This window comes from Vibrio sp. 1CM24A (genome assembly GCF_023161725.1).
GTDB lineage: Bacteria > Pseudomonadota > Gammaproteobacteria > Enterobacterales > Vibrionaceae > Vibrio > Vibrio coralliirubri.
Genome location: NZ_JALNTS010000001.1, coordinates 93272 through 116227, shown reverse-complemented (window position 1 = coordinate 116227; position 22956 = coordinate 93272). Strand labels below are relative to the sequence as shown.

Annotated in this window: 16 protein-coding genes; 4 read left to right on the top strand and 12 right to left on the bottom strand. The window is 44.3% G+C overall.

The window, feature by feature from the left end; all coding sequences use genetic code 11:
* Positions 1-81 precede the first annotated feature (81 nt).
* Together MSG38_RS00490 and MSG38_RS00485 are read right to left on the bottom strand one after the other, a co-directional pair.
* The gene (locus MSG38_RS00490; RefSeq protein WP_282450244.1) at positions 82-1194 is read right to left on the bottom strand and encodes an NADH:flavin oxidoreductase; all 1113 of its coding nucleotides are present in this window, start codon (positions 1192-1194) and stop codon (positions 82-84) included.
* Positions 1195-1472: 278 nt separating this feature from the next.
* Entirely contained in the window at positions 1473-2108 is a 636-nt protein-coding gene (locus tag MSG38_RS00485) for an SDR family oxidoreductase (protein ID WP_248400720.1), read from the bottom strand.
* Between the two features lie 231 nt (positions 2109-2339).
* Here MSG38_RS00485 and MSG38_RS00480 point away from each other — a divergent pair, with 231 nt between their 5' ends.
* On the top strand, positions 2340-4268 hold the full coding sequence (locus MSG38_RS00480; RefSeq protein WP_248400719.1) for a winged helix-turn-helix domain-containing protein: 1929 nt from the start codon (positions 2340-2342) through the stop codon (positions 4266-4268).
* A 96-nt stretch (positions 4269-4364) separates the two neighbouring features.
* Here MSG38_RS00480 and MSG38_RS00475 read toward each other — a convergent pair whose 3' ends face one another.
* The 4 genes from MSG38_RS00475 to MSG38_RS00460 form a co-directional block, all read right to left on the bottom strand.
* Entirely contained in the window at positions 4365-5486 is a 1122-nt protein-coding gene (locus MSG38_RS00475; RefSeq protein WP_248400718.1) for a phospholipase A, read from the bottom strand.
* 4 nt (positions 5487-5490) lie between these two features.
* The gene (locus MSG38_RS00470) at positions 5491-6171 is read right to left on the bottom strand and encodes a DUF3313 family protein (protein ID WP_248400717.1); all 681 of its coding nucleotides are present in this window, start codon (positions 6169-6171) and stop codon (positions 5491-5493) included.
* Positions 6172-6297: 126 nt separating this feature from the next.
* Positions 6298-9345 (bottom strand): efflux RND transporter permease subunit, encoded by a 3048-nt coding sequence (locus tag MSG38_RS00465; protein WP_248400716.1) that lies wholly within the window; start codon positions 9343-9345, stop codon positions 6298-6300.
* A gap of 9 nt (positions 9346-9354) precedes the next feature.
* Positions 9355-10578: an efflux RND transporter periplasmic adaptor subunit gene (locus tag MSG38_RS00460; protein ID WP_059020804.1), complete on the bottom strand. Its 1224-nt coding sequence runs from the start codon at positions 10576-10578 to the stop codon at positions 9355-9357.
* Positions 10579-10750: 172 nt separating this feature from the next.
* On the opposite strand from MSG38_RS00460, the gene MSG38_RS00455 reads away from it, so the two are divergent.
* The 3 genes from MSG38_RS00455 (at position 10751) to MSG38_RS00445 (ending at position 14624) form a co-directional block, all read left to right on the top strand.
* Positions 10751-11011, top strand: a complete 261-nt coding sequence (locus MSG38_RS00455; RefSeq protein ID WP_050620726.1) for a hypothetical protein — start codon at positions 10751-10753, stop codon at positions 11009-11011.
* Positions 11012-11158: 147 nt separating this feature from the next.
* Entirely contained in the window at positions 11159-12877 is a 1719-nt protein-coding gene (aspT, locus tag MSG38_RS00450) for an aspartate-alanine antiporter (protein ID WP_017082038.1), read from the top strand.
* A 148-nt stretch (positions 12878-13025) separates the two neighbouring features.
* On the top strand, positions 13026-14624 hold the full coding sequence (locus tag MSG38_RS00445; protein WP_050633009.1) for a bifunctional aspartate transaminase/aspartate 4-decarboxylase: 1599 nt from the start codon (positions 13026-13028) through the stop codon (positions 14622-14624).
* Between the two features lie 113 nt (positions 14625-14737).
* Here the strand turns inward: MSG38_RS00445 and MSG38_RS00440 are convergent, their stop codons facing one another.
* The 6 genes from MSG38_RS00440 to MSG38_RS00415 all read right to left on the bottom strand — a co-directional run bounded on the left by MSG38_RS00440 (position 14738) and on the right by MSG38_RS00415 (position 22917).
* Positions 14738-15427: a hypothetical protein gene (locus MSG38_RS00440; RefSeq protein ID WP_050633008.1), complete on the bottom strand. Its 690-nt coding sequence runs from the start codon at positions 15425-15427 to the stop codon at positions 14738-14740.
* Positions 15427-16587 (bottom strand): outer membrane protein transport protein, encoded by a 1161-nt coding sequence (locus MSG38_RS00435; RefSeq protein ID WP_248400714.1) that lies wholly within the window; start codon positions 16585-16587, stop codon positions 15427-15429. Before MSG38_RS00435 ends, MSG38_RS00440 begins: the two co-directional genes overlap by 1 nt.
* Positions 16588-16680: 93 nt before the next feature.
* Positions 16681-17493 carry a crotonase/enoyl-CoA hydratase family protein gene (locus MSG38_RS00430; RefSeq protein WP_248400713.1) on the bottom strand — a complete coding sequence of 271 codons (813 nt, stop codon included), beginning with the start codon at positions 17491-17493 and terminating at the stop codon, positions 16681-16683.
* A gap of 237 nt (positions 17494-17730) precedes the next feature.
* On the bottom strand, positions 17731-19725 hold the full coding sequence (fhuB, locus tag MSG38_RS00425; protein WP_248400712.1) for a Fe(3+)-hydroxamate ABC transporter permease FhuB: 1995 nt from the start codon (positions 19723-19725) through the stop codon (positions 17731-17733).
* Positions 19725-20678: an iron-siderophore ABC transporter substrate-binding protein gene (locus tag MSG38_RS00420; protein ID WP_248400710.1), complete on the bottom strand. Its 954-nt coding sequence runs from the start codon at positions 20676-20678 to the stop codon at positions 19725-19727. Before MSG38_RS00420 ends, fhuB begins: the two co-directional genes overlap by 1 nt.
* 91 nt (positions 20679-20769) lie before the next feature.
* The gene (locus MSG38_RS00415; RefSeq protein WP_248400708.1) at positions 20770-22917 is read right to left on the bottom strand and encodes a TonB-dependent siderophore receptor; all 2148 of its coding nucleotides are present in this window, start codon (positions 22915-22917) and stop codon (positions 20770-20772) included.
* Between the last annotated feature and the right edge of the window lie 39 nt (positions 22918-22956).

The window sequence follows — 22956 nt, the reverse complement described above, 5'->3', positions numbered from 1 at the left end:
ACAAGAGCCTGCGCGATTACACAGGCTCAAACTTAGACTCGGCTATAAATTTCGGCTCTCGCTTGAAGCTGGGTTCAGCGACTACATGCGAGCAAGCTGTACTTTTCTGTCTTTATTCACCACGCAGAAGTTGCCGCGCTTAGTGCGACACTTAGAGCATCGTTCGCATTCAACAGGGCTTCTATCCCCTTCCTTCCATCGCTTAACTAAATGGGGTTCAGAAAGCAGCGGTCTTGAAAGCGCGAAGTACTCAATGCCCGTGTTATTTGCGATGGCTTCAATGGCATCGAAATCCGTTAGACCACCAACCGTGATCACTGGGATATTAACGTCTTGGCTGATCGCGTGACCATACTCATGGAAGTAACCTTCAGCTTGAATGGTAAAACCATCGTGCGACTCGCCAATCATAGTGTCTGCTTTGCCATGAATATTGCCTGACACGACAATGCCATCCACGCCCACTTGTTCAAGCTTCTTACACACAATACGTGTTTCGTCGAAGGTCACGCCACCTTCAAAAAATTCAGATGCCGTGAGCTTAACTAAAATTGGGAAGTCGTCGCCCACCAGCTTGCGCGTCGCTGTATAGATCTCTAACAAAAATCTCATGCGGTTTTCTAAGCTACCGCCGTACTCATCTTCACGTTGGTTGTAATAAGGGCTTAAGAACTGGTTAATCAGATAAGTGTGAGCGGCATGAATTTCAACTCCATCAAAGCCTGATTTTTGTGCTCTCAAAGACGCTTGAGCAAAGGCATCAACAATGTAGTCGATCTCGTCTTTAGTCATCGCTTTGCCTAGTGTTTGAGTGCCTTTTTCTAGAACCTCACTTGGTGCGTAGATCACTCGTTCGCCAAGATCATGCGTGGTTTTGGTGCCACCATAAGCCAATTGCATGACAATTTTAGAGTCGTTGTCATGAACCAATTGAGTGAGCTTTTGATACTCTTCGATAAACGAGTCGTTATACATGCCCATCATGCCTGCATTAGGCTTCTCTTCTTCCACGATGTTCGCGTAACCCGTCACGATCAGGCCGACTTCACCTTGAGCCAACTCTTCGTAGATAGCGTACAGTTTATCTGTCATATGCCCATCTTCGGTGGCCATATTTTCCCACGTTGCACTTCTCATGAAGCGGTTCTTTAGTGTCATCTTGCCAATGTGGGTTTCTGTAAACAAAGTGCTCAAGTGTCTTCCTCTCAAAATCGTGTTACGCGAGTTACCCATCAAGCATGGGCACTGATTCAGGCGGATACTACAGAGAATAAGGCATGTATAACTTAATCTAGATTAAGAGAGCGGCACTCTCATCTGAGAAAAAGGCAGAAAGAGACAGCAAAAGATCAGAAAGGCAGGAACTAGAGAAAACAAAGGAAGCAAACAAAAGCCGCTTAGTTTAGCTAAACGGCTTCACAGATCTATAAGCTTATAGCTGAAGGCTTTACTAAAAATCAGACTTAATAGCGTTATCCATATTTAACCGTAGGATCAACACACTGATAGATCTGCCCAATGCTCGCTTCATTGGTTAACAAGGCTTCGATAAGGCGCGCTACTTCTTGTCTGTAAATCACACCATGAACTTCTACCTGCTGAGAAAGTTCACCATTGCCAGTTAACTCGCCGTCTAACAAGCCACCCGGACGTAAGATGGTGTAATCTAGAGAACTCGAGGCTAACCAAGCTTCAGCTAACGACTTTTCACGAACCGCTGCGCCAAACCCTTTTCTAGATCGCTCCGACAAATACTGCCAAGAGTCACCACAACCCAACGACGTTACCAGTACAAATCGAGCGATACCATTGGCTTCAAGCGCATCTGTTAGATGTCGGTGTCCAATGTAATCAACAGGAATGTCAGCTCTGAAACTGCCCATGCTAGAAACGATAAGTGCAGATTTAGGTAACTGAGCGACCACAGATTCAACTTGTTCTTTATCGGTAGCATCACAGAGAAGTGTGGTGACACCAAGTTCAGCTAAACGCGTGTTCTTCTCTGGGTTTCTCGCAACGGCTATCACTTGATAATCTTGTTTGTGAAAATGCTCAACAATTGCAGCACCTAGACCACTTCCTGCTCCCCATACAACGACCGTACTCATAAAAAACCTCATAATATTCATGTTCTAGTGATACTAACCAGACAATTTAAACCGTTCCTTTATCGAGATCAATAAATGAGAATAAGTCTCAATATTATTTTTAATTTTTTGCTGGTTCTCACTAATCTACTCAAAAGCACGACCACGTATCATATTTAAACATTGGTTAATTGAATTGCCCCAACATGTCTACTAAAGTAATTTTAATACAATGACTTAGTCTCGGTGGTTATGAAAAAAGAACGCATTCAATATTCTTTCGACGTGTGGTTATTTATTCCTGATGAAGACAAACTCATCATGAACGAAGAAGACGTGATTATCGACAATCGCTTGTCTAAGCTGCTCAACTTTTTCTGCCAAAATCCTAAGATCGTATTCTCACGAGATGAGCTGATTAATGAAGTCTGGAATGGCTCAATCTTGACGGATCAAGTGATCACGCAAGCCATTTTTGAACTGCGCAAAATACTCAAAGCGGCTGAACGACACTCCATGGGACACATCATCACCGTGCCCAAACGCGGTTATAAATTGGATGTTGATGTTCACAAAACCATCTTGGTGCCTGCAAGTGTCACCACAAATACCGTGTCAGTTGCAGACATGAATCATGCACCTAATGCTTTTGGTTCCTTTCCTTCAACTCAATCAGACGCACCAGATACATCGCCAGTTTTGGATGAGGATAAAAAACAACAAGTTGAACCAAAAGCAGAATCGGTTACTGGTGAGAACCTAATAAGCGATCAAGGCTCAGAGGCCAAAACCGTACTCGAAGAATCTGAAGAGAGTTCAATCGATGCAACCTCAGAAAAACCTGCTTCACAAGAGCCTATTCAGCCTGTTGATCCGCAACCTAGCGCTTCGAAACCTAGCGATTCCAGCTATGTCGAACCAAGCCATACCGATTCGAGTACAGTTAAGGCCGTTCAACACTCACCCGTAAATAAAACGGCTAGCGACAAACAAGCGCCTATCGCAGCAAATAAACCTCAGAAAACACCTTCACGTGCATTAATGCTCGGCGGCGTTTTAGTTATCGCGCTTGGGCTAATTTGGTGGATGTTAAAGCCGACCAGCCCTACATCGGACGCCTTCGATTTGAGCAGTTTAAATACCGCCGCTAATGAATCAAACCAACCACTCGCTGGCTCAAATCAGTTAACGGAACAAAGTCGCTCTAACCAGACGGCAAGCAGTCAAAATGTAGATGCCCATAAAGCACACGAATCTGTTCACTACTTATCTTTAGAACCTAGATATATCTACGTAAGTATCGATGACAACTTGAAGACGGATGCCTTTAAGCGTGGGATTATCCATAAATTAATGAGCTACTTGACCACCTATCGCGATTTTCGTGTCGTAGTCGATGAAACCTTGGTGCCGAATTCAGCCAATGTGATCAGTTTCAAGAGCGAAATTGATGGCGACAGAGAATACCTTGATATCACCTACTTCAACCGAATTTCTAACTTCAGACACCTAGGTCGAGATTACCTGATTGACCCAGCCTCACTCCACACGACCATGCGTTCAATGCTTGATGACCTGTTGGATTCATTTAATTTGGATATTCAAAAATCGATATTGAAGCAGCAAATCTCTGAGTTGCCCAAACAAGAAGAAGCCTTAAAACTTACCCTTGAAGCGCTCGGGCTCACCTTCATGACGTTAGACAGAACCGACACCTTATCTAAGATAGCCCAAGCCAATGAGCTAGAACCCGACAACCATTTTGTTATGTCGAGTCGCTACATGTATGAGCTTGCTGATATTTTTATATTGAGATCGAAACATAAGAATAAGCAGGTTGAAGCGCTCAACAAGAAATTTAAAAAACAGTTACTAAACGCTCAGAACAACGCCAACTCCTACCGAGTCTATGACGCGTTAGCAGCCTACTTCCTCACTGAAGATGATCCAGACCAAGCCGATTACTACCTGAACTTGATACCGAGAAATGAGTACAGTGTGATGTCTATGATTATCTTGGCAAAAATAGAAGAATCTCAAGGCAACCCTTCAATGGCGGAAGAATACTACTATGAAGCGATATTGGAATCTGGTCACTCTGTGGTTTTGAAAGTCGCCCAAACCATGTTTTTCAAAAGTAACGTCACCGAGATTGAATCCAAATTGGGTATCAACCAATGATTAATAAGGCAAACACACCGCTTACTCAAGCGGTGTGTTTTATGGTTCTCACAGAAATCGTTAATCGCTAAATCTTTGATAAAAAAGCGATAACAGCTACAACGCATTGGTTAGCAGAATACCGACACCAATCCTTTCACTGTTGTAGTCATAATCAATCAAGCTTTCTCCATAGCCTTTGTAGTACTGGACATACCCTTGTAACCGACCATACAGAGGAAAGCTGAGTGAAGTCTGTATTCCGCCATACCCGGTTTGAAAGTTATAACGACCCAATGCTGAAACCTCGAAACCATCCCATTTGTAAGCGCCAGACAATTCGTAGTGACCGAGATAATCTTGAATATCAGGGTTGTCATCGCTACTGCTCGACTCTGGGATTCTGTACCAAGGCTGGAAGTAAACCGCAAAATCATCTTCGGTATACCCTAGCCCAACATAAGCGCGGTTCCAGCTACGACTAAGCTCTGCCGTTCGTCCGTTAGATTCATGCTCTAAACCCAAACGCGAGAACCAAACACCATCAGCTGACTCGATATTCAAAGGCGTTTCATAGAAGAGTTCTGGGCGATAGTTGGTCTCTCTAAACGGTGCCGAGATATCAGAAGAGTACGCCTGCCAAAATGATTTGAGCGTAAAACCAAAATAGATTTTGTCTGCTTGATTAAACACACCATCATCGACCACCGGAATTTTTAAACTTAATTGCAGTTTGATCTCTTCATCACTGAGGTCATCCGCTTTACCTTCGAATCGCTCATCCCCATATGGCTGTGTATTCACGTTAGTCATGTGAGTCACTGGCAAAATGTAGTTCAAACGATAAGGCGTTATAACAAACGGGTTATCTTCAGTTGTGTACTCCATCTTCAATCGCGGGACTTTAGACTCAAGTGCACTTTCGCTGATTGAGTCTAAACCGACTTCGCTGGTTTCACCCGAGAACTTATTTTCGGGTGTTTTGTTTGATGTAACGGCTTCTTGGGATGCGCATTGCTGCTTTAACCACTCAATACTTTGTTGATTGGTTGCTTTGGCCAATGAAGACAAAATACATTGCTCATAGCTTGCTCGTTCATCAACACCGATAGTATTGGCATACGCTGAAGCATTCACAGCGAGGCCAATAGCCAGTAGAGCAAGCATGTTTTTGTGTCCAGCTAGCTTTTCACCAACCCCAAGGCGTTTACTCGCGCTGTTCTGTTTACGATCTCGCATAACTCTACCCTTGGTCTTTATCTTGGTAAGTCACTTCAAACGCAAAGTCGACCGCTTGCTGAGTAATTTGCTCAACGTTTTTATCAAGCATCTCAATGGTGATTTCTGATTTTTCATTCTCAAGTACGCCATTATCGTTCACAACGAAAATACGGCGACCAATGAGCTGAGATGAATCATGATCTTTCAAATCCACACTCGCCAATATACGAATCGAACGGTCACGAGTACCTGCCGCATATTTAATGGCGCCGATAACAGAGCCCACAGGGATAAACTCAGTCACACGCATGTCTTCTGGAATATCATTGATGTCATAGAGCATCACGCTTATATCGAGTTCCTTATTCTCCAACAATACGTTCTTGTAGCCCTGTAATTTAGTCGCCAGCTTCTCGTCCATTTTCTTGTGGAGCTGTGTTTTGAATTGAGACTGAACCTGCTTTGATACTCGCTTGTCAATCCCCGAACTTTTTATGCCAACGGTAGTAAATTCAAACTCATTAAAGTGAAGTGAACGGCTGTCTTTGGCTATCCATGACACCCCTTTCATGTCGTCATCAAACTGGCTATCAATGAAGTAGTGGTTTGAGTCGACGCTCTGGATTTCTTGTTTATTTGGCATGTTGCTTGAACAGCCAGCAGTGAATAAAACGATCAATGGGAATAGGTAATGTAGTTTCATGTGAACCTCTAATTTTCTAAATTTTGAGTGCACGAACCCCTAAGCGATAAGGCTCATAAATTGGGATTCGTGTTGATTAAACTTCTATGTGTATTGGCCGACTAAAGTAACCAGCCAGATAACGGACTAAACTTCTTGTTCTTGCCCGCGGTGATCCGCAGCCAAGTAGGTGTATATCGTTGGTACAACGAACAGAGTGAATAATGTGCCCACTGACATACCCACCGTGATGACCAAACCAATAGAGAAACGGCTTTGCGCACCGGCTCCGCTTGCAATAAGCAGCGGTACGACACCGACAACCATCGCAGCTGTGGTCATCAATACTGGTCTCATTCGAACAGTCGCTGAACGAATAGCGGCCTCGCGTCGGCTGCATTTCAATTCCTGTTGCATTTGGTTGGCAAACTCCACAATCAAAATACCGTGCTTACTGATTAAACCTATCAAGGTCACCAGCCCCACTTCGGTGTATATGTTGAGCGTATCAATGCCTAAATACAGTGGCATCAGGGCGCCAAAGATAGACAATGGAACACTGGTTAATACCACTAGCGGGTCTCGCAAACTTTCAAACTGAGCCGCCAGCACCAAGTAGATAATCACAAGCGCTAGGAAGAACGTCGTAACCAGTGAAGAGCCTTCTTGTAGGAACTGTCTCAATTGGCCTGAAGTATCCGTCGTATAAGACTTAGGCAATATCTTCGCTGCTCCTTCTTCCATCACTTTATAGGCTTCACCGATACTGATTCCCGGCATCATTTTCGCTTCAATCATGGCGCTGTTAAGCTGTTGAAACTGATCCACTTTCGATGGCTGCACTGATTGGCTAATTTCAATCAATGACGCCAGCGGTACCATCTCATTGGTGTTAGAGCGTACGTGGTAGTTCTTCAAATCATCCCAAGAGTTACGGTTCTCGTTAGGTACCTGAGTGATAACTTGGTAGCTGCGCTGATCCATCGAGAAGTAATTCACGAAACCTTCACTGATAAAGCGAGACAACACGGTACCAATGTCTTGAGCGTTCACGTTCATCTGAGCGGCTTTATCGCGGTCGATACGAATCTCTACCTGTGGTTTATTAAAATTCAGGTCGTTTTGTACATAGATGAATTTGCCACTCTTCTGCGCGTACTCTTTCAGTTTTTCAGCGTACTGATAGAGATCCTGATAAGAACCCGTTGGCGTTTTCAGAACCATCTGGAATGGCAAGCCTTGCGGTGTGCCTGGCAAATCAGGTGGAGAGAAGGTATACACCTGCAAACCCGGTAATACAGAACTCTCTTTTTCGAAACGTTGCATTACCTCTTTTGCCGTTGCTTCACGCGAATCCCAATCTTTCAAAACACCCAAGCCAAAGAACGCATTGTTGTTCATGTAACCGTTATCTAGCATGGTCATTTCGACTTCATCGTTCTTGCTGATAGAGTCAATCAGAGCCGGAGTAAAGTGGCGAATGTAATCGGTATTCGCTTGTGCAGGACCTTGTCCCATCACAATCATCACGCCTTGATCTTCTTCAGGTGCCAGTTCAGATGAAGTATTCATAAACATGAACACCAAACTGATCAGCAGCGTTCCTACCACAGGCCAAATATAAACACGGTTGTTCAACACATGTTCGAGCACTTTACGGTAGCGCTCTGTTACGCCTTCAATTACCGCATCGATTTTCTTAACCAGCTTTCCATCGAGAACCGATTTGTTAAGCAGTTTTGAACACATCATTGGCGTTAGCGTTAAGGCGATGAAACCCGAAATTAATACTGACCCCGCCAACGTGAATGCGAACTCCGTAAACAACTTACCGGTGAGCCCTCCCATGAAACCAATAGGCGCATACACTGCGGCCAATGTAATGGTCATCGCAATAACCGAGCCTGCAATTTCACGTGCACTGTCTATTGCGGCCTTAATTGGGCTAGTGCCATCTTCTAAGTGACGAAATGTGTTTTCTACAACAACGATGGCATCATCAACCACCAGCGATATCGCCAGTACCATAGCAAGCAGCGTCAACAGGTTAATACTGAAACCCATGCTCAACATGAAGAACATAGAGCCAATCAATGACAAAGGAATCGTTACAAGTGGTATCAACATCGCTCGCATTGAACCCAAAAAGGCGAAGATAACGATGACAACGATCAGCGCAGCTTCCATTAAGGTTTTCGCTACTTCATCAATTGAGGTTTCGATAAACTTAGTTGAGTCATAGATTACGTCCGCTTTAATACCGTCAGGTAGGCCTGCTTGGATCTGCGGAAGCAATTCGTAAATGCCTTCAACAACGGTTAATGGATTCGATGTTGCCGTATTGCTGATCGCCGTTGATACGGTAGTCACACCATTAAACTCAACGTCTGAGTCATAGTTTGCTGCGCCTAGTTCAACCGTCGCCACATCTTTCAAGTGCACCAGTTGCCCGTCGTGCGCTTTCAAAGACATGTTCTTGAAATCGTCTACTGAACTTGAATCGGTATGAGCGTTAATATCAACTTCGATATAAGGGTTTTGCAACTTGCCCGCCGCACTCACAATGTTATTTGCACGAAGCGCGTTTTGAACATCTTCAGCCGTCAAACCATATGAAGCCAGTCGTTGAGGGTTCAGCCAAATTCGCATTGCAAAATCTTCTTGCCCCAACATGTCGACCTTTGCCACCCCCTCAACAGTAGAGAAAGTCGGCTTAACCACACGGCTCACATAGTCTGAGACTTGCTCCGTCTTCAATGTGTCACTCGAAAATGAAACATATAAGATCGGAGACTGAGACGTCGACTTAAGAATACTTGGATCCAATACGCCCGATGGCAGCTTATATTTTACTTGCTGCACGAGAGACAAAATCTCAGTCAAAGCACTGTCCGATGGATACCCTAGCTTCAAATAAACCGTAATAACCGACTTACCCAGAGCACTATCCGATGTCATGTAATCAATGCCCGCTGTTTGGGCAATTTCTGCCTGCAGTGGTTGCGTCACATACCCTTGAACGCTGGATGCACTGGCACCTGGATAACTCGTTGTAATGGTAATAACGCCCGTTTCAATTTCTGGATATTGACGCACTTGCAGTGAGGTAAAGGCTTTAAGACCTAACACCAATAGCACAAGGCTTAATACCGTAGCCAAAACTGGACGTTTGATAAATACATCAGTAAATGTCATGGGAGTTTCCTAGTTACTTTGCTTAGTGCTTTTGTCAGTGATCAGCGGATGTTGGTTGTTAACCAGAACCCATCCACCATTCTTAAGTTGGTGTTGGTTTGAAGTCACAACCACATCTCCTGCTTTCAAGCCCGAAACCACACCAACATAGCCACCTTGTTTAGGGCCGACTTCGACAGTGCGTTGCACAACCTTGTATTCATAGAAGGGTGATGCATCTTTGCTTGTGTGTTCGCTGGCCTTTTTGGTCGACGTATCCAACACAAACACGGTATTCCCGTATAAGGTGTAACTGATCGCAACAGAAGGCACCGCCACGATGGTGTCCGATTCCGATGTGATTAACGTAGCGTCGACATACATACCCGCTTCTAACGGCACAGCTTGGTTAGCCATGGCTCTCAATTCGATATTGTGCGTGTTGCTGTCTGAGCTCGGTTCAATAGCAGAAATAGTGCCGTGAAAGACTTCGTCGTTGGTTGCTTCTGAATAAAACTGTAAATCCTGCCCTACCTTCACATCGTGTAAATAAAGCTCTGGAATAGAGAAGTCGACATACTGCTTTGATTTGTCTTCCAGCTCGACAATCGCAGTGCTCGAATTAATAAAATCACCTACATCGATATTGCGAATCCCAACACTGCCAGAAAATGGCGCTTTCACTTTCATGTAGTCAATTTGCGTAGCAATATATTCCAGCTTTGCACCTTCAGCATTAAATTGAGCTTGTAGCTTATCAACCGAGTTTTTTGAAACGCTGTTATTTCTAAGGAGCAATTTATTCCTCATCAATTCGACTCTTGCCAATTCAACTTTGGATTGCTGGCTCTTATAGTTGGACTTCAATAACGCATCATCCAATTTAACAAGAATATCACCTTTATTTACTTGTTGACCTGAAGTAAAGAGAATCTCTTTTACTTGGCCTGACATTTGGCTCGTCACATCAATAGATTGATTAGAGTGAATGTTACCAATGACTTTCAAACTTTTATCCCAAGTATCTTGATTTACTTTTTCCGTTGTTACAGATATGGCTGGCATTTTAAAATTAGCGACCTTCTCTTTGATCATTTCACCTTTTACATAATGAAAGCCAAATACAAAAGACAGTAATATAAAAAGAGCTGACCCGACGATAACGCCTTTATACTTACTCATGTGTTCACCTTGTTTTTTAAGTCTGGTCATTCTATCTATCGACACTGCCAATAAATCAAACTCATATAACATCCACAAAATCTTATATAAAATAAAAATCAAACCCTACAAATCAATAGCTTACACACAAACCACCAATCGACACTCAATTTTTGTTTTATTGCTATTTTATTTGAAAATGATTTATCTATTTTCTCGATCGATATAATTCTCATCGTTCCTTAAACAATTAAACGAGTTAACTATGTCGAATCAAATTAATCACACTAAAGTCGCTATTAAAGAGAAGATGAAACGTATATATGGAGAAGATGTTGCCCATAAGCATAATAAAGACCATTTAGAATATAGAGAGCATCAACCTTCTCATTCTGGTCAACATGGTGGCGACCCAGAAGGTCATAAGCATTTAGTCAACCACCATTCTGATGGACATCATCAGAAACACCACAAAGATAAAATGCATGACCACAAAAAGTCATCGCGACTACATCATAAAAAATAGAATCCTGGGTTAATTCCAGGTCATTAAAAATAAGCATTAGATCAATTCATCACTCAAATATGATTAATGCTTAATCAAAAACGTTAAACCAAATTAAAAAATGAAATAGCGAGTTAATAATGATTGCTATTTCATTCAAGGATTACTATGTCATTTATTATTGAACAACTTAGAGACTATCCATTTATAGCGCTCTTTTTATCACTCGGTCTCGGTTACTTAATCGGTAAAATTAAAATCGGTAAGTTTGAATTAGGTGGAATCGCAGGTTCACTGCTTGTTGCTGTAGCACTTGGTCAGATCGGCGGTATCGCGATTTCAAATGAAGTGAAAAGCATCTTCTTTGCTTTATTTATTTTTATGGTGGGTTACAACGGCGGTCCTCAGTTTTTCTCGTCATTCCGTCTCTCTTCACTCACACGTTTATTTGCTTCGTTTGTGATGACGTTTGTAGGATTAATCACGGTTGTGTTGCTCTCTAAATGGGCCGGACTAGATAAAGGTTTAGCGGCGGGCCTTGCGGCTGGTGGCTTAACACAATCGGCAATCATAGGTACTGCAGGTAATGCTATTGATCAGCTGAACCTAGCACCAGATGTCACCTCAACACTTAAAACAAATGTTGCTGTGGGTTATTCAATCACCTACATCTTTGGCTCTCTCGGTCCGATTCTAATGATGTCACTCATTCCAATGGTAATGGGTTGGAACATAACCAAAGAAGCGAAGAAGCTTGCGGAAAAAATGGGCGCTGGCAGCAAGCAACTAAACGAGGGTGAATTCTCGGCATTGAACCGCGTATCTTCTCGTGCTTATCAAGTGACCGCGAACTCTATGTTTGTTGGTAAAAGTGTTGTCGAGTTAGAAGAAGCATTCGATGCCGACCTCACAATTGAAGCTATTTACCGCTCACACCAAGACACAGAATCAACGTTAGATTTGGCAAAGAACCCTATTTTAGCGGCGGATGACAAAGTTTACCTTACTGGTCTGACTCAGGCATTTCCTAAAGTGACCTCGCTGGGTGTCGAACTCGGTGAATTTAGTGAAGAAAGCAATGTTGTCCAAACACAACAGAAGGTCGTACTCACGAATAAGAAACTAGCGGGTATTACGCTACGTAAGCTTCACGATGAAACGAACGCACGTATTCGTCGTGGTGTTTATATCACTCAGCTATCACGCATGGGCCATGATATTTCGACATTGCCAGAAACTGAACTGCACATTGGTGACGAAATCACCTTAGTTGGACAAAAAGAAGACATAGCTAAAGTCATCAAAAAAATTGGCTACAACAGCCCGCTTCCAAGCGTAACTGACTTCGTAACAATGTCTTTCGGCATGGTGCTTGGCTATCTGATTGGCGAGATTGGTTTCACTATCGGTGGTTCTCATATCGCTCTAGGTTCAGGTTTAGGTTGTCTGGTTTCCGGCTTACTTGTGGGCTACTTAAGAATGCGCACACCTCGTTTAGGCAGTGTTAACCATGGCGCAGCCAACTTTATGCAGACATTCGGCCTTGCAGTATTTGTTGCGGTTGTTGGTATTAATGCAGGCGCTCCAGCGCTGACGGCAATCAAAGAGAATGGCGTAACGCTCTTACTGCTAGGTGTGTTGGTCACTCTAATTCCTCAAGTACTGACGTTCCTATTCAACTACTACGTACTCAAAATCAAAAATCCAGTAGAAGCGCTAGCGGTTATCGCGGGTAGTCGCAGTGCAAACCCTGCATTCGCATCGCTACTAGAAAAAACACAAAACAGCACACCAGTACCGAGTTTCACGATGACTTATGCGGTTGCCAATATCTTCCTCACCTTATGGGGTCCGATCATCATCAACCTAATTACCAAAATTTCGTAATCAACACCGAATCAGCCAATTGATGATTCAACTTATTCATTAACGATTTAACACAGTAGCTAGCCAAGCAGGCTAGCTGCTCAAAGAAATTAACTTACTTATCTATCCAACAAACTTGGATCTTAAACAAATTTAAAGAGAAACGACTATGAAACGCACAGATGAAAAACGCCTAGAAACACTAAGCCCATTCGAAGTAAAAAACACACTGATCGACCTTGCTCAGCATTCACATGAAAAAACCATGATCAACGCTGGTCGTGGTAACCCAAACTGGGTCGCGACAGCGCCACGTGAAGCCTTTTTCCAATTAGGTATGTTTGCACTAGAAGAATCAAAATCGAATTTCTCAGGGTATGAAGGCTTTGGTGGGATGGGAGTTCAACAAGATATTAGCCTGCGCTTTCTTCAGTTTTGTGAAAAATACGAAGACCAAGAAGGTGTGCAATTCCTCATTGAAGCCTTCCAGTTTATTACGGATCAATATCAAGTAGACGGTGATGCACTTATTTATGAATGGGTTGAGGGGATTCTAGGTAACAACTACCCAGTGCCTGATCGCATGCTCAAATATTCGGAACTCATTGCTCGTAAATACATTGAGCAAGAAATGGCGGGGTCGCAGCCATTACCTGCTGGGAAGTTTGACCTATTCGCCGTTGAGGGTGGCACAGCGGCCATGGTTTACATCTTTAACACGCTAAAGAGCAACCGACTATTGAACCCTGGAGACACCATCGCGATTGGTGCGCCGATTTTCACTCCGTATATCGAAATGCCAGAGCTAGAAGATTACGCGCTCAACAAAGTAGAAATCATGGCGGATGAAGCGTCTGCGTGGCAAATTCCAGACTCTGAATTAGAAAAACTGAACGATCCAAGTGTTAAAGCTTTCTTCCTCGTTAACCCAAGCAACCCTGCTTCGGTTCGATTAAGCGATGAGACACTCTATAAGATTGCAGAGGTTGCTAACCGCCGCCCTGACCTCATCCTTCTTACAGATGATGTTTATGGCACTTTCGCTGATAACTTTACATCACTAGCGATGCTGGCTCCGAAGAACACTATTTTGGTGTATTCGTACTCTAAGTACTTTGGTGCTACAGGCTGGCGTTTAGGAGTGATTGGCGTACACGAAGACAATAATTTCGACCGCATGATTCGAGATCTTCCAGAAGACACTCGAAGCACGTTAACCCAGCGATACCAAGGCATTGCACTTGAGCCAAGTAAGATTAAGTTCATTGATCGTTTGGTGGCAGACAGCCGTGCAGTGGCATTGAACCATACTGCCGGTCTTTCAACACCTCAGCAGATCCAAATGACCATGTTCTCGCTGCTGTCTTTGATGAAGGATGGCGAAGAGTACAAACGACTCGCAAAACAAATTGTGCGTCGTCGCTACCACACTCTGATGCAGAAGAACTTAGCCGCGCCAATCGTTGCTGAAGGCGATCAAACCGGTGCATTCTATTACGTGGAGATTGATCTAAAAGAGATTGCTCAAACGATTCACAGCAACGATTTCTTCGCATGGTTAGAAGAAACGTATGAGCCGCTGGATTTCTTGGTTCGCCTTGCAGAAGAACATGGCGTGATTGTGATGCCGGGTGCGGGTTTTGATGCGCCAACGTGGTCTCTACGTGTGTCTCTCGCGAATCTAGAGGAAGCACAATACGCCAATATCACTAAAGCGATGAACGCGGTAATGCAAAGCTATGTTGAACGTTACGAAGCGGCTTGCTAGCACCGCCTCAACACTAGAAAGATCATAGAAAAGCGATAAGTTTTGAGTGTAGATTCACTAAATTAGTGAGCCTACACTCAGTTCTTTTTATCTAAGACGATATATGAGAATAACTATTTGAATTCATAGGTGTAAGACGCACCAACACTGTTATTCTCACCGAAATCGTCCTCAGCAAAAATAGTGAAGAAGTTGAATGATTGAGCATCACTCAACTTGTAGCTAGCACCGACGCCAGCCCAATACCCTGAATAATCATCAGAGCCCATTGAACCACCACCGAACCCCATAATAGACCATTCATCCGTAATCGTTTTTAAGCCAAACGCGCCAATGTAACCACCGTGGGTTGCACTCGGCATCAATACATAATCAGAGCCAACGTTATCATCATCGAAAACCGCTACTTCGCCATCATTATAACTGTAGCCAGCCATAGGGAAAATTTGCCAACCGAACGGCTCAATGTCGAAATAACTCAGTGGGATAAACGTACCAATACTGTAGTTGTTCTTATAAGCATCGTTGTCATACTCAGAGCGGCTAAAGTTGAAGTTCACGATACCCATAGGCAACAGCCATGAACCGCCTAATCGCCACTCTTCGCCGTCTGCATTGACACGAGCATTGATCATTCGCGCTTCATCTAAACCAATAGATCCAGAGAACTGCAAATCTTCGTTATAAGCAACGCCAGCTTTGGTTACGATTTTAGTCGGATCATCAGGGTGCTTCTCTTCAGCAAAAGCACCCATCGAACCAAGCATTGCCACTGCAACAAGTAATAGATTACGTAATGTCATTAGAAAGTAGCACTAACGCCAACGAAGTGGATACGGCCATCGAAGCTACCATCAACCATAAATCGGTCCATATCAACTGAACCCAAATCTGCGTACTCATAGAACACATCAATTAAGATGTCATCCCAGTAGGTAGATGCACCTACTGAGTAACGATATTGTTCACCTACAGGTAGATCAACATACTGCATTGTTGGATCGTCTTGTGGAGAAGTTTCGTAAGAGAAGCCCGCTTTCAAACGCCAGTCTGAGTTAAGTTGGTAATCTGCGCCAACCGCGAATTTCCACACATCATCCCAATCGCGATCGATCTGGAGCCCCCCAATTTGGGTTCCAAAATCTAAAACAGTTGTGTCCCATTCGCTCCAACGGTGTAGCTGAACACTTGCCAATAAATCTAACTGAGAGTTCAATGCATAGCTCGCACTGACATCGATAATTTCAGGTAAAGCAATATCTGTCGATAACGAATTCAAAGCGTCAGCACCTAGCTTACCGTTTACATCATTGTTGAATTCATGCTCGAGTTTAGAACGGTAGCTCGCACCTAATTTGAGTTTGTCTGTCGGTGTGTACATTACGCCAAGGTTATAACCGTATGCCCAGTCAGTATCTTGCTTAGCAGTAAGCATTGACGTTGTTTGTTGAAATGCAGCCCAGCTGAATTGAACACCCGCGCCTACTGACCATTGGTCATTCAGCTTATAACTCAGTGATGGGTTCACTTGCATTGCAGTGAGAGTGATATCTTCTAGAAGTGCAGCACCCGCCCACTCACTGCCGTAATCAAGGCTTGAACCACCAACAGCACCAAGCGCAATACCAAGGTGTAATTTGTCTGTGACTTGATGAGCGTGGAAGGCACCAAATGAAGGCATGACTGTATGTGCTTTACCGTCTTGCTTGTCGCCGTTGTCTTGATATTGCATCTCAAGATCAAACGCCATGGTATTGATAGTCGTTTTGCTTTCACCCATGTGAGACATAGTGGCAGGGTTAGTCCACATCGCCGCCGCAGAGCGAGTGTAAACACCGTCACCAGCGCCAGTAGTACCCGCGTTGGCAACGACAGCTTCTTGCAAAAACAGGCCACTTGCGAATGCATTTAAGCTAGTAAAAATTGCAGTGGCAGCTAGAGAGTAAGTAAAAGTTTTGTTCATCAGAGCGCTCATTTAGCCTTAGACATTAAATTGCTCTAAGGTTACCGCAAAGCCCTATAAACAAAGGGAATATCCATTATTCCTGTACAAACGCTATTTAAACTTTCTGGCAACGTAAGGGCGTGGTTTATCTTGATGAATTTCACGTTGAGCAGCAATCGCCCTGTTCTTACCTAACCCAACCTTTATCTGATACCAAGTCTCGTAGAACACAGCCATGCCCGGGCTTGACCACCAGGTCTTGTTGTAGAGTTTCTTGTTAGCAGCGACGACATCTGGCGACCGATTCGCACACTCAAGTGCCAACGCATAGGCTTCAGCGTAAGGATCTTCGGCAATCTTGGTCACCAACCCATATTCTTTCGCGGTTTCACAGTCGATCACTTTGGCCGTCATCGCCATTTCAAGGGTGTGATCTTTACGCATCAGCTCTCTAAAGGCGATAGCGCCTCCCATGTCTGGAATCAGACCCCACTTTGCTTCCAATATTGAGAAGTTCGCATCCGGGCTAGCAATTCTAAAATCACCACCACTGACCAGTTGCAGACCACCTCCCCAACAACGACCATGAATTGCAAAAATGACTGGGCATGGAATATCTCGCCAACCCAATGAAAAGCGTTGTGCAGCGTTAGGCAATATCGGTAGCCATTTAAACAAGAGCTTCATCGCCCCAGATTTACTGGTCAAAAGAGACTTAACATCAAGCCCTGAACAAAAATCAGCTCCCTCGCCCCTCACTATTACGGCACGAATCTCGGTGTTCTTTTTCAGCTGAGTCACCATGCTACTCACGCCTTGGAACATTGCCATATCAATAGCATTGAGCTTATCGGGGCGATTCAACACAACCGTCGCAATTTGGTTTTCATCGATAGAACAAGTAATACGATCGAGGTTTGGCATGGTGGCTACCTTATCAGTGGTCAGACCTTTAGGTTATACATTTTATTAACATATGCCAAACTTGCACATTAAGAAGCGAGACCTGTGTTGCTTAACGCCGCCCCCTTATACAAGTGACATCAATAAAAAAGCAGTGATGGATCGCTCCATTCACTGCTTTTCATTCGTAGCTTTTTTGCCAATAGCTTTGATTGCCAGTAGCGTCGATTACCAATGGCTTTAGGTCATGATCAGAAGCTATGTTCTTCGCGATTTCAGTAACAAGAAGATGAAATAGCTGCCACCAATAATGGAAACTAACGTCCCTGCTGCAAGCTGCGCTGGGAACACCACCACTTGCCCTAACCAGTCTGCAAATAGCATGAGTGCAGCACCAATTAAAAACGACAAGATGATCTGCTCTCGAACCAAACGAGCCCCCACCATTGCAGCGATATGAGGAGCTAACAAGCCGACAAACGCAACAGGCCCCATGGTGGTTGTCACGACCGAACATAAGATCGCAACAATACACAACAATACCACGTAGGCGATATTGATATTCAACCCTCTGGCACTCGCGAACTGTCGGCCAGTCGCAATCAAGGTCACCCAACGGCTCAACAGCAGAGCCACACCAATACAAGCCGTTATCACTATGGCCATAATCATTGCTGAATCAGGTTCAACACGATAGGTAGACCCTGCCAACCAAGCCAATAATGTGTATTTCCCCTCACCCACTCGCGTTAAAGAGAATTGCACCAAAGCTTCCAATACCGCGGTCAGCGAGATACCTGTCAAAATTAGAATAGACGGAGCAAACTGATGCTTCTTGCCAAGGAACAGCAATAAACAAAGCGCAATCGCACTACCTAAAAATGCAACCCACGGACTTAGCGAGTGAATTGAGTACCCCATAAACAGGCTACTGAAAATCAACGCCAGAACCGCACCCGCCGACACACCAAGAATATCTGGGCTTGCGAGCGGGTTGTAGACCAATCTTTGTAAAATCACACCCGCCACCGCTAAGCCGCCACCAGCGAATATCGCGGTTAACATTCTCGGCCAACGAATAGACCATTCAAATGCGTCTGGGATAACAAAGTAGCCCATATCAGAAGATGGCTGTGACAACGTGCTTAACGCCAACAAACCGAAGATCATTGTGCCCAATAAGAAGTAAGCCACAGGTGAAATAAATTTTGGCCCTTTAGGCATCGAGAAAAACAACTTATCTTGAGCAGATAACTGCTTTCTCGCAATAATAATCAACGCAGGAGCACCGATCACCGCAGTTGCCGTTCCTGTTGGAATCATGTCCAAAGACCATTGTGCCAAGAAGATCGCCAAGCTGTCAGTGACACAAAGTAATAGCGCACCTAATACGCAGCTTGCGATAAGTTCAGATTTCGCCTTTAGAAAACCGAGATGCCTAGCAATGTTCGGAGCAATCAAGCCGATAAAGCTGATCACGCCCACCGAAGTAATCGACGCTGAGACCAACCAAACGCCAATTGCCATTAACACAAAGAAGGTTGCCCCGATGTTAAGGCCACGCGCTGCTGCCCCTTCAGTACCAATCGAAAGCAAAGTTAGAACTCGTGGCGCCAACAAGAAGATGGCAAAAATCGGCAACAGCTTAGGCATCAGCCACAGCACTTGTTCCCAGCCATTTTGCCCTAGGTCGCCCGCTCCCCATACAAACAGATTCTGTGCGTACTGGTCGTTAAGCAGAATAATCGCCGTTGCAAATGCCCCTAGCAACAAGTTGACCGCCATACCCGCCAATACAATTGGTAAGCCGCTCATGTTTTTGATGCCAACAATCGAAACAATCAGCCCCATCGCAAGCAGCGCACCGATTAGCGCGAACCAAACTGAATACTGAGCGACCAACATCGGTGCGACCACATTCAGAATAACCAGACCAAGCCACGCCCCTGATGATGTACCCAAAGTTAACGGGGACATCATGCGGTTCTGCGTCAATTGTTGAAACAAGGTGCCGATAGTGCCAAGTGTCCCGCCAACCAAGATTGCCATCACCAAGCGAGGTAAATTGACATAGGCTAACGCCATCAACTCGAATGAATCATCAACCATTGAGTTGAATGTAGCGATGTCACTGATATGTGAGGCTTGTTGAAGCAACTCACCAATAGGGCCAAATTCCGACTGCCCTAACCATAAATGAACAAGGGCAGCACAAAGTAGCGCAGCCCCCATCATAAAACCACTGGATTTCATTACTGCTCCGCTAACGTCAATAGCGATTGCGCCATGGCTTCTGCGTTATACAAGATCGACATAGCACCGCCGTAGCTCCAACTTGCCGAGACTGGGCTAAATTGACCATTGCGAACAAAGGGCATGCTCTTCCAAACCGGAGAACGATCTAGCTTGTCTTGATATGGGAAAGGTTCAAAGTAAAGTGCAATCCCCTTTTTCACCTTTTTAAGCTCGGTCATACGCTTTTGACTGATACCCCACTGACTTGCAGGCAGATCCATCGCATTATCAAAGCCTAGTTGCTCAAGTGCATATTGTGGAATCGAGTTATCGCCGTAAATGTATACCGAATTGGTGCTCGCAAAACGGAAAGAGGTCACTTTCGGCTTGTCGCCTGGGTACGCCTTATCTAATTCAGCTTTAAGAGCTGCGATACGCTCATCCATTGCGGCCAGCTTTTGGTTCGCTTGTTCTTCTTTGCCAAGCACCTGACCTATCTTCTTGAAGTTCTCGATAGCAACCGCTGCATTGCTGTGCTGATCACTGTACGTTTGGTAGTAAAGCACGGGCGCGATTTCGGATAGTCGTTCCTGAAGATCTTTCTGAGGAGAAGCGATAAGAATCACATCAGGGCTTAGCTTCTTCAAAGCAGAAAAATTAGGCTCAGTTCGAGTGCCAATGTCCGCCACGCCTTCTGGAATTGCAGGTTGAACAACCCAATCGGTATAACCTGCAATATCAGGTACTGCTACTGGCGTGACACCGAGTTCAATCACTTGTTCAGCTATGTCCCAATTCAGCGCTGCCACTCTAACAGGCTGAGCTTTAAGGGTTTTAACGCCCTCACTGTCTTCAACTTGAAAATCCGCCATCGCATTAAACGATAAAGCGCTCGCTAATACGGTTACCACCAGCTTTGTATTCAAGCTCTTTACTTTAGAAAAATGGGAAGCTATTCGTTGTAAATTCATACTGTTGCCTACTCAATCTAAATTCTATATTTCTTCAAACGACAAAAGCAGCCCAGTGAAGGCTGCTTTAAAATTGATCACCCTAACCTAGTTAGAATTCATAGTTCACGCTTAGCTCTACAGACTGCTCAGCACCGAACCAACAGTTCGATTGGTCGTAACAGGTGTAGTACTCTTCATTGAATAGGTTATTCACTAGCAAGTTAGCGGTTGCGCCAGATAGTGTGTCGCTCGCCTCTCCTAAGTCATAACCCACGGATAAATCGACAACCGTATATGATGGTACTTTTCCTTGAGTATTCGTTGCATCCATCTCCATTTCACCCATGTAACGAGCACCTGCACTGAAGCGAGTTCCTGATAAAGCACCACCATAGACATAGTAATTGCTCCATAGATTAGCGGCATGTGTCGGTACATAGATTGGTGTAGTACCTTCTAGATCTGGGTTCGCATCTTCAGTCACTTCCATGTCTACATACGTATAGCTCGCATTAACATCCCAATCTTCCGTTACAAACCATCGGCCTTCGACTTCGACACCTTGAGAACGTACTTCACCTAACTGAATCTTAGAGCGATATGTTGGATCTGATGGATCTGCAGCAATTGAGTCTTTCTTAGTAATGTAAAAGTATGATGCTGTAAGTTGCTGCGCCATATCAGCAGACAGGTATTTCACACCTAGTTCGACCTGCTCACCCAACTGAGGCTTCAACGAGTTACCGTTGATATCAGTACCTGCCGCTGGCTCGAAACTCGTCGCGTAACTTACAAATGGAGAGATGCCATTATCTAACTCATACAACGCGCCTACACGGTAAGAGAACTGATTATGATCGGCTTCTTCTTTTCCATCATAAGTTGGATAAGAGCTATTTTTATCATCGCTTGCCTTGAACATGTCATAGCGACCACCAGCCAGTAAAACAAGCGCGTCGTATCGAACTTGGTCTTGGAAATATAATCCTAGCTGCTCGGTCGTAATGTCGTGAGATTCACGGTAGTTCTCTTGAAGCTGGCTTTTATCCAACAGGTCATTGTTCGGATTGTAAGCATCAAACCCATAGAAGCCTGCATTCGCAGTGAATTCTTTGTACAGAGAATCACCTGTTAGCTTTAGGTAGTCGACACCGAATAGTAAGTTGTGCTCTAAGCCACTAATTTCCACACGACCTGAAACTTGGTTATCAATAACAAAGCTTTGGGACTCTTCATCCGTACTGTAAGCATTTCGAATTAAACTGCCTGTCGCAGGATTGAAATTAGTCGCAGTGTGGTAAGTATTCTCCTGATACAGAGACGCATCGGTATAGCGAGCGTTCTGAAGGAAAGTCCAATTATCGTTGATCTGATGATTGATCTTATAGCCTAACATCAGGACTTCACGTTCAAATGTACTCCAGTTCTTGTCGCCCATCGACACAGATGGATCACTTGCCTTCAGCACTTCAAGCGGCATTGCAGAGTTAGTACCCATTGATGGATCGTTCTGATAGTAAAGATTGAAGTTAATAAGTGTTCTATCAGATACCTGCCAATCTAATGAAGGAGCAATTACATAGCGTTCTTCTTCGGCGTGATCTACTTGGCTGTCTTGTTTACGAGCAAGTGCTACCAAGCGGTAAGAAAAGTCACTGTCCCCTAATTGACCTGTAGTATCAATTGACGCTTCCATAAGGTTTCTTGAACCTGTAGATACACCTACTTTTGTAGACCCGTCTTCTTGAGGTGTCTTCGCAATCATGTTGACCATACCACCCGGTGGCATTGCTCCATACAACACTGATGTAGGACCTTTAAATACTTCTACTTGCTGAATCGCAATAGGGTCTATTTGAGGTTGTAGGTTCCAACCTGTTAGGAACGGAAGTACCAAGCCATCATAGTAGCTTTGGTTATTGCTAAAACCACGAATCGAGAAAGTATCGTACATCGTTACTGATGCGCCCTTCTGCTCGGTTACCACACCCGGCGCGTATCTCAGCGCTTGATTGAGGGACTTCACACCTCGTTGCTCTAACTGTTCTTCATCAATAACCGTAATACCTTGAGGCGTTTCTTCTGGCTCAAGTGCCGATTTCGTTGCTGTATTACGATACGCTTTGCCCATGATTGTGACAGTTTCTACATTCGAATCTGCCGCAGTAACGGTTTCTTCCGCCAACGCTTGCGTTGAGAACGCAGTCAACAAAGCAACTGCCAATGATGAATACTTAAAACGAGTGTGAGTGGTCATAATTCCCTCGGTACCAATGCTTAACATAAATAATAATAA